The organism is Geodermatophilus sp. SYSU D00742, from assembly GCF_054049935.1.
Map to the genome: position 1 here is coordinate 1 of NZ_JBJGYJ010000078.1, position 517 is coordinate 517.

Sequence of the window (517 nt, forward strand, 5' to 3'; positions counted from 1 at the left end):
TCGTGCTGATCTCCTCGATCGCGGTCACCGCCGCGGTCGTGTCGTGCTGGATGGCCTGCACCCGGCGGGCGATGTCCTCGGTCGCCTTGGCCGTCTCCTGCGCCAGCTCCTTGACCTCGTTCGCGACGACGGCGAAGCCCTTGCCGGCCTCTCCGGCCCGGGCGGCCTCGATGGTGGCGTTGAGCGCCAGCAGGTTGGTCTGCTCGGCGATGCTGGTGATCACCTTCACCACGTTGCCGATCTCGGCCGAGGAGTCACCGAGCTTGGCGACGGTGGCGGTGGTGGTCGCGGCCGCCGTCACCGCGCGGGTGGCCACGTCGGAGGCCTCGGCGGCGTTGGTGGCGATCTCCCGGATCGAGGCGCCCATCTGCTCGGCACCCGCCGCGACGGTCTGCACGTTCCGGCTGACCTCCTCGGCGGCCCCGGCCACGACACCGGACTGCGCACTGGTCTCCTCCGCCGACGCCGCGATCTGCGCCGAGGACGCCGACAGCTCCTCCGACGAGGCCGCCACCGC

Annotated in this window: 1 protein-coding gene; it reads right to left on the reverse strand. The window is 72.5% G+C overall.

Features of this window, described 5'->3' with window-relative positions:
• A partial coding sequence (locus tag ACI78V_RS22865) for a methyl-accepting chemotaxis protein (RefSeq protein WP_456855124.1) occupies window positions 1–517 on the reverse strand: 517 nt, incomplete at both ends.